7 protein-coding genes and 2 pseudogenes are annotated in these 7,769 nt (G+C 50.8%); 2 read left to right on the forward strand and 7 right to left on the reverse strand.

Annotated elements, in window-relative coordinates; translation table 11 throughout:
- Window positions 1-813 precede the first annotated feature (813 nt).
- Complete coding sequence (locus BMY01_RS10830; RefSeq protein WP_074747026.1) at window positions 814-2,046, reverse strand: HAF repeat/PEP-CTERM domain-containing protein; 1,233 nt, start codon at window positions 2,044-2,046, stop codon at window positions 814-816.
- 296 nt (window positions 2,047-2,342) lie between these two features.
- Between BMY01_RS10830 and BMY01_RS10835 the strand changes: the two are divergent.
- Window positions 2,343-3,055 (forward strand): annotated as a pseudogene (locus BMY01_RS10835) (IS6 family transposase).
- Window positions 3,056-3,711: 656 nt separating this feature from the next.
- Here the strand turns inward: BMY01_RS10835 and BMY01_RS18960 are convergent.
- The 5 genes from BMY01_RS18960 to BMY01_RS10860 form a co-directional block, all read right to left on the reverse strand.
- The gene (locus BMY01_RS18960; RefSeq protein WP_254772700.1) at window positions 3,712-3,810 is read right to left on the reverse strand and encodes a type II toxin-antitoxin system YafQ family toxin; all 99 of its coding nucleotides are present in this window, start codon (window positions 3,808-3,810) and stop codon (window positions 3,712-3,714) included.
- On the reverse strand, window positions 3,783-3,893 hold the full coding sequence (locus BMY01_RS18965; RefSeq protein WP_439331404.1) for a type II toxin-antitoxin system mRNA interferase toxin, RelE/StbE family: 111 nt from the start codon (window positions 3,891-3,893) through the stop codon (window positions 3,783-3,785). Before BMY01_RS18965 ends, BMY01_RS18960 begins: the two co-directional genes overlap by 28 nt.
- Window positions 3,894-4,082: 189 nt before the next feature.
- Window positions 4,083-4,451: a hypothetical protein gene (locus BMY01_RS10850; RefSeq protein ID WP_074747028.1), complete on the reverse strand. Its 369-nt coding sequence runs from the start codon at window positions 4,449-4,451 to the stop codon at window positions 4,083-4,085.
- Entirely contained in the window at window positions 4,448-5,821 is a 1,374-nt protein-coding gene (locus BMY01_RS10855) for a hypothetical protein (protein ID WP_074747030.1), read from the reverse strand. Before BMY01_RS10855 ends, BMY01_RS10850 begins: the two co-directional genes overlap by 4 nt.
- 274 nt (window positions 5,822-6,095) lie before the next feature.
- The gene (locus BMY01_RS10860) at window positions 6,096-6,269 is read right to left on the reverse strand and encodes a type II toxin-antitoxin system RelB/DinJ family antitoxin (RefSeq protein ID WP_439331403.1); all 174 of its coding nucleotides are present in this window, start codon (window positions 6,267-6,269) and stop codon (window positions 6,096-6,098) included.
- Between the two features lie 26 nt (window positions 6,270-6,295).
- On the opposite strand from BMY01_RS10860, the pseudogene BMY01_RS10865 reads away from it, so the two are divergent.
- Window positions 6,296-7,135, forward strand: a pseudogene (locus BMY01_RS10865) (Tn3 family transposase); the annotation flags it as partial.
- 33 nt (window positions 7,136-7,168) lie between these two features.
- Here the strand turns inward: BMY01_RS10865 and BMY01_RS10870 are convergent.
- Entirely contained in the window at window positions 7,169-7,408 is a 240-nt protein-coding gene (locus BMY01_RS10870; RefSeq protein ID WP_074747032.1) for a hypothetical protein, read from the reverse strand.
- Between the last annotated feature and the right edge of the window lie 361 nt (window positions 7,409-7,769).

Consider the following 7,769-nt stretch of genomic DNA (forward strand, 5'->3'; position numbering starts at 1 on the left):
AGTCCGCTCGGAACCCTGCTGCGACTTGGCTCTTTTAAACGGTGGTTTTTCAGAGAGCTTGAAAAACCGGATGTCTTAGTCCCAATCCTGACTGAAAAAACCTACGAAAACTGTCTCCTGAAATTAACTCTCGGAAAAGCTATAAATACGATGAGTTTCAGGAGAGCATTTAAAAATGAAAATCCGCTACGAACCGTTGATGTGCCCCAATAAAACGTACCACTTGGAATCTAGTAAAGTTCGTTTTTCGAGATTGTGAGATCTTGAAGCAGAGAAGCAGTTGAGCAAGGAACTGGCTCGTAAGAGAATGGCAGAGCAAAAAAACCCGCCGGGAGGCGGGTGTATGAGAATTAATAAACTAAATTGTCCTGCGGCTTTTTTTGTTTGAGATTTCCCCGTACTTCGCTACTTCACAGCTAGAAGCCGGCTTGAAAGAGGAATTGAGGCGGGAAGATCAGAGTGCTCGTGCACCTGTTTTATTATCGATAACGTATTTTATCAATAATAAAGGATACGCAAGCTTGCCCCAATTCAACCATCATAAAATACGTATCATGGGTAAAAGATGAAGAGAAATACTGCAAGATGTGGGTTTTTTGGAATGACAGTGAGGCGCGGTAATCCTCATTCTGAATTGAAGTTCGTCTATTAATTCGCTGTCTATTTGAATTCTTCGCCACTACCACTGTGGAATATGGCGCGAGCCTCCCACAATTTTAAACTCGCGCTCTCAACTGTCAGCACGCCAATTCCAGATAGAACTCTCGTGGACGCTTTGTGCAAATACGATTGTGATTGTATTGAAGAGTGGAATTATGGTTGCCTTGATCGGCGGCCTTTAGTCAAATACCTATGCTTTCGGTGCCGGAAGCGAAAACCCAATAGCCCCAAACTCGTCAATAGTAAGGTCCCGGGTTCAGGAAGTGGAATTTCCATTTCGGGATTCTGCTCAAGAGGCTCAGTTACATATGTAAGTAAAAATGGGGATGGGAACTGGTCCGAGCCGTTCGTTCCAAACCCCACGATCTGGCCAAAATTATTTATGGCACGGGGATTAAGATCAGTCCACCCGCCCGCGATGACGGAGGGTAGAAGCGAGAGGTTCGTTGTTACTCCTTGGCTATAGAAGAACGCAGATCTAGATAATAAATCCTCCGTGTGCATTACTCCCACCACATCCCCTAAATCATTAATGTCATAGGCATAACTGCCATAGCTTCCCTCTGGAGGCAGCACTAAGCTGCTAAACCCGATTCCGTTTATGCCAGTTATGAAAGAGTGAAAAGGTGAGCCGGGAGTATGAAAACCCCCGACAATCTCACCCGAATTATTTACGGCTCTCGGCATAATGGTTGATCCAACCAAGGATTCTAGATAATTAAATCCTACTCCATTGGGGCCTGTAATGAACGCGTAGGAAGGGCCATTAGAAGGATAAGAATAGCCTATGACTTGACCGAAATTATTGATTCCAGTTACCGAAATAGGTACTCCATCCGGACTCTCTAAATAGGTCAGTCCTGCTCCATTGGGCCCTGTAATGAATGCGTGGTCCTCGCCAGTACGCGGATCATCGGAAGATCCCACCACCTGCCCAGAGTCATTTATCGCCACGGGAAAAAGCCTTGCTCCATCGGTTGCCTCCAACCGCGTGATACCGATCCCGTTTGCACCCGTGATGAAGGCATCGAAAAAGAAGACTTGGGTTGCTCTATTATCAGTGCTAGTTGACCCAACCATTTGCCCAGAATTGTTGATAGAACTGATGTAGGTACTTTCTCCACCCAAGATGTCGGGGATACTCACGTCTTTTCCGTTGGGGCCCGTCGTGAAGGCATGGAAAGAACCGAAACGGGTAGTATGGTCAAAAGAATAACCTACCACTTGCCCCAAATCATTTATCCCAGTTGCCGACCCCAAATATCCAGGAATGCGTCCTATACTCGTAATTATCCAGCCTGCATTGGAGATTGGTGATATTGAAGCAATGGCAATCGTGGATAGGACAACAATAAAATTTTTTGCTCCCAGTAACTTCTCAGTCATTTTAGTCCTCTTCTCTCATGGTTTCCCTCTATTCGCTAGAAGGCTGGCTTACCAAGAGATGGGATAAGCAATTATTGTGCCAGTTTTATAAATGACTGATGCAATTTTAAAATTTGAGGAGGGAGAGCAAAGGTTCTCCAGCGGTGTAAGGCGACGCGACAAAAAGCGGCTAATTGCCCGCTGAAGCCAAAAGTACCCGAAGCTGCAAGGGGACAAGCTTCCCTTGCAGCTTTTGGCTCTGTTGCAAAAAATAAGAAGCCAGGTGCACCATTGTGTTTTTCAGAACAGATCCTCAAATGTCAGATTTTAAGTGGCGTCATTTTCGTGGGGAGATGATTCTGGGTTGTGTCCGATGGTATTGTAAATACGGGATCAGCTATCGTGATCTGGCGGAAATGATGCTGGAACGTGGTCTTAATGTGGATCACACGACGCTCTACCGTTGGGTTCAGCACTACGCGCCGAAATGGAAAAGCGCCTGAGGTGGCATTGGAAATCTTCCATGGGCTACAGTTGGCGAGTGGATGAAACCTACGTCAAAGTAAAAGGGGAGTGGACGTATCTCTACCGGGCCCTTGATAAAAAAGGCCATACGATTGATTTCTATCTCTCCGCTACTCGCAATACCCAAGCCGCCAAACGTTTTCTGGGCAAAGCCCTGAAATCCATGAAACCCTGGGCCCACCCCAGTGCCATCAATACCGACAAGGCGCCCGCTTACAGGTCCGCCATTGCCGAATTAAAAGCGGAAGGAAAGTCTCTGCTGGATATCGTGCACCGGCAGGTCAAATACTTGAACAATATTATCGAAGCTGATCATGGCAAGCTCAAACGCTTGATAAACCCGGTGCGGGGCTTTAAATCGATGAAAACAGCCTACGCCACCATCAAAGGTTTCGAGCTCATGCGGATGGTCAAGAAAGGACAGCTGGACATTTGGAAATTGCGCCAAGGCCTCACAGGAGAAATCTGGCTCATTGAAAGGCAATTCGGTATCTACAGGACGTAATCAATCAGATCACACCCATAGTTCTTTGGTTTGTCCTCTTTTTTGCAACAGAGCCTGGTTGCGTGGCCGATTTCAGATAGCAGCGCCTGTTTTCGCGACATTTCCTAACGGCAGAATCTGGCCGGCATAACGCTCAATAGGGAAACGGAACACCCCGCGCAAATTGATTCCCTCGATCCCCGTGGGCGCGAAAGCTCGATATCCGATGGGGCTGAATCATGCCAATAAGGCAATCTTCCTATTTATGCGTGAACCAACGAAGAAAGCACGAGCTGCAGATTAGCGATGTGATTTGATTGCATTGCCGCTCACCCGGCTTTCACAGGCATCTCGTAGAATGCTATATGTATTCAACCCTGTTTTGCACTCTTGGAAGAAACAGGAAGAGCGTGTGCCTTCTAGAATGGGGTAGAACAAGCAGTCGTGTCACCAGCCGCCATTTGAATCAGGCCGCGTCGTCAAAGTCGGCATAGGGCAGACTTTCCGGCCAAAACTCGGTCAACAAGAGAGTGTTCCTGTACTTGTTCCAGCAGGTTCATCATGCTGAACACCTGATCTTTCAGATCGACGGCGAACTCGAACAGGTCGGCTACCTGGCTGCGTGATCCCTCATTGAATACGGCTCTCGCCAGTTGATGCAGTTTCAGCAGGGCCGTTCACAGGCCAAGCTCGCTATGTGAGCCGAGACGCACGAGCTGCAGCACGGCGTCATCCGGTTTGCGGTAAATCAACACCAGTCTGGCTTGACGTGACAATCGCGGTGGTCTTTCCAATCGCCGGGCAATGCGTGGTCGCGGTGCTTCTCTGCTAGCGGCAGGTCATTCGCCAGCGCGGTGATTTTAGCCCACCGGTCGCGGCATCAAGGCTATGCATCTTGCCACCCTCCATGCGCCGCGCCCGCTGACCTAAAAATCCTCTGCTTTATGCAAAGCTTTGCATAACGACCCTGAGCTGCCGTTGGCATTTCTCCAAAGCGGACATGTTGGTTCGGCCTGTTGGGAACGCGGTAGATTAGGACGACCGACAGCTACTCCGATGGAACGGTCACTTCTACCCCAGGCAACTGCTTTCGAAGCTGCTGCACGACTTCAGCCTCAGCGTCTGTTTCGAGAACAATGCGTACCCTGTGGCCCTCGCTGGCAAGGTTAGTCAATATTTTTCTCACATCTGGCTTAATAGGCATCTTTGGAAGACCTTGTTCCCACACATAATCAAGGGCTTTTCCGCCCAAATACTCAGCGAGGAAAGCTGCCAACGCGATAAGCAGAGTTTCCCACATAAACCCTGGTGGGACTCGACCTTGTGACGCCTCGTAATTCCGGTAGTGATCCACGAGATCAGCATGCGTTTCAAAACGCTCATGGAGGACAACGGCATCCTCGACAAGTAGTTTCATAGTAGACCTCCTTCATTTTGTTCTTTAATCACGTGTCGAACGACAGCATCTATGATTGGTGGGGTCGTGGCTCCAATGGAATCATAGACACGTTCTATCCAAACCAGCTCCTCCAGCTTTTCACCCACTCCGAGCTGCGCCAACTGGCGGAGACGTTCATTCGGCGCGAACAGGCTATCGGGCTGGACCCGCAGGAACGCGCTGGCTGGCAACCTTGTCTTGAGCAACTCAAGAGGAACACGCAAAACTGCGGCAGCAAGTGGAGCGCTAGAAAGTAGCCAAGGACTACCAGTTAATGCAGCCGTGGCCGCATAACGAAAGCCAACTATGTAGTCACTATCTGGGGGTAGGTTCTCATATTGCTCTAATACTTCTATAGGTTTTCTAATCAGGTGCGCGGGAGTAAATGGCAGTGGTTGAATGACTTCTTGCAGCAGCAAGACGCTGCCTATGAACTCGCCGCGCCACACGGCAAGACCTTCCTCCATTTGGTTGCTCAGCCATGCGACATGACGACCTGTTAGAGCCCTGAGCCCAAGCCGGTGCTTCCTCAACCCGCCAAACTCCTGATCGATCGAAGTAGCCTCGGGTTCGGTTGTGAATGTATAGTTTGGCGCGGATATTATCACCGAAGAACCCTGACAGAGCATGTCGGACACGGTTTGGGCATACTCAGCAGCCTTTTCGGGAGCGATATGCTGCAGTTCCCGCGCTAATGTTAGATAGTAGTCACGCAAAACGGCGTCAGGCAGCATCATGACACCAGCAAGATTTTGATTTCTCGTGCCGCAGTACCGGCGCAAGTAGCGAAGCGCTTCGTCCGACGCCGTTAGACCCTTGATGTCGAGCACCGCGCGCTCTGCCAGCACTTCCTGCTGAACTCCGAGCCACAATAGGGCTGATAGGTCGGCAATCACATGCGGAAGCAAAGATGGCTCATCGGGTAGGTAAGGTCCAGCGATAGGGAGCTTGAGCAACTCTACCTCAAGAGTGCTCTGCCCTGAAGAGGGATCAAGCTCGCTCGCCTGAATATTGGAGAGATCGACTTGAACACCCCAAGTGGTTTCCTTTCGGAGCACCTTCTGAACATCAAATCCGGCAGCCTTCTTAATCTCGGTCTCGTCGGAAACCTTCATTAATAACATGCTAAATCGAGTAAGTTCCTGCGGCTCAGTAGTGAAGGCTTCGCCCATCCGTACCACGGGGCCAAGATCAAAGATTGTAATGTCGATTTGCGCGCGTTGTGCTGCCGCGGCAAGTTGACGATTCCTCCAGCCTCCCTTCCAATAAGCCGTGTGTCGACAAAATTTACTCGCAGCGAGGGTGGCAAGCCAGTTCAAAGACATCGTAGTAGGATCATCTGTCATCATCACTTACCAACTAAACAAACGGACAAGGGTTGGTCTTCGTAACTTCCATCTGCACTTGGCTTAGCCCGGATATTTCATCAAAAAGGGTATCGGCTCAGTATGAACCCCGCCTAGAATAAGGTTTCCACGCCATATTCTGTCGAGACTGAGCCGATGCCAAAGTGATGGCGACGAAATCGCTGATCAGAGTCTGCCGATGCGGGCCTTTGGCTTCGCGCTTGTAGTCGCGCTTGAATTGGCCGGTCTGTTCAATCCTCCGCATTCAGGTCCGTCATCAGATCCTCGACGGTGCGAACGACTTCAAGCCGCCACGGCGCGCTTCCTTCATCGCCTCGATGGTAGTGGCGTTCGGCACCAGCGGCTCGAACGGCAGGGCTTTCTCGCGGGCCACGCGGGTCAGCATGATGCGGAAGGCGTCCGATACGGTCAGACCCATCGCCGCCAGCACGGCGCTCGCCTCTTCCTTGATGTGCTCGTCGATCCGGGCACGGACTACAACATTCGCGGCACGTTGAGCGCAGCTCGCTTTGCATCCACTCTCAGCTCAAGTCGCCATCATCGTCGGAAGTGGCGTCGATGATCGAGGGCGTGATCCACCACTGTACAGAGATGGAGGTGGATCGGCAGTATGTCGATTCCCACGGCCAGAGCACAGTAGCATTTGCTTTCTGCCGCCTGCTGGGCTTCCAGTTGTTGCCACGGCTGAAAGCCATTCACTCGCAGAAACTGTATCGCCCAGAGACTGGCAAGGCCGATGCCTACGCGAACCTGCAACAGATTCTGACCAAGCCCATCGACTGGGAATCAGTGCGACAGCAGTATGACCAGATGGTCAAGTACGCCACAGCACTGCGCCTGAGGACGGCCGAGACGGAAGCCATCCTGCGGCGCTTCACCAGGAAGAACGTGCAACACCCGACTTACAAGGCGATCGCCGAGTTGGGAAAAGCGATCAAGACCATCTTCCTGTGCCGCTACTTGCATGACGAATCTCTACGCCGCGAGATCAACGAGGGGCTGAACGTGGTGGAGCAGTGGAACGGTGCTACCGACTTCGTATTCTTTGCCCGGCGTGGCGAGATGGCGAGCAACCGCCGTGAGGATCACGAAGTCAGCATGCTCGCGCTACACTTGATCCAGAACTGCATGGTCTACGTCAACACCCTGATGATCCAGAAAGTGCTGGCGCAACCGAACTGGCAAGGAAAGTTTACGCCGCGCGACTACGCCGCCTTGACGCCGCTGATCTGGGAACACGTCAACCCGTATGGCCGGTTTGACCTCGACATGAACGCCAGGCTGGCGTTGCTGTGATCGAAATGGCGGCTGGTGACACGACTGCTTGTTCTACCCCGTAGTGCCTCCAGCCGTGGAAGAATAACACGCTATCCGCCCCTCGCTGTTGATGCCCCAAGCATCACTGGAACCACCGCCCAAATTGCCAATCATAGTTACCGTGTTGCTGTTGGGGTCGATGAGGTATGAGCTTTGAAACTGCGCATAGGCACTGGTGCCGAAACCCGCACCAACAAAAAATGCTGCAGCGAGAATAAAGCCACGGACTTTGATGCCCACAATAGTTTTCATGATGACTCCTCTTCAGTTTCTTGCAACAAAAGGATGAGACTTACCAGGTTGTCGAAAGGCATGCCCTTCAAGGATAGATAAAGGATTTGAATTTTCAAGGTGCACGAAGGGGATTCATTCGCGGGCAGGACTGTAATAGGGGTGTAGGAAGCAAGTTTTTTCACAGCCTGATATGGGAAAACCGTTCTGGCTGCATGGTGCCTTCTTATAATTTTGCTCATCTCTAAAACTACTGCTCACACGCTCGTCCCTTCGCTCGATATCTATCATTAGGGCTTATCCCTAGTGAGAGATGTTTTAACCCCCCTAAAAGCCTATCACTGGATACAGATTTGATTTATGATCGGTGCTCTATCACAAC

The sequence above is a fragment of the Nitrosospira multiformis genome (assembly GCF_900110185.1).
In the GTDB taxonomy this organism is placed as follows: Bacteria; Pseudomonadota; Gammaproteobacteria; order Burkholderiales; family Nitrosomonadaceae; genus Nitrosospira; species Nitrosospira multiformis_A.

What these genes read in the sequence shown, in the direction of transcription:
- BMY01_RS10830 (WP_074747026.1), bottom strand. Translation starts at nt 2,046, where the DNA reads ATGACTGAGAAGTTACTGGGAGCAAAAAATTTTATTGTTGTCCTATCC.
- BMY01_RS10850 (WP_074747028.1), bottom strand. Translation starts at nt 4,451, where the DNA reads ATGAAACTACTTGTCGAGGATGCCGTTGTCCTCCATGAGCGTTTTGAA.
- BMY01_RS10855 (WP_074747030.1), bottom strand. Translation starts at nt 5,821, where the DNA reads ATGATGACAGATGATCCTACTACGATGTCTTTGAACTGGCTTGCCACC.
- BMY01_RS10870 (WP_074747032.1), bottom strand. Translation starts at nt 7,408, where the DNA reads ATGAAAACTATTGTGGGCATCAAAGTCCGTGGCTTTATTCTCGCTGCA.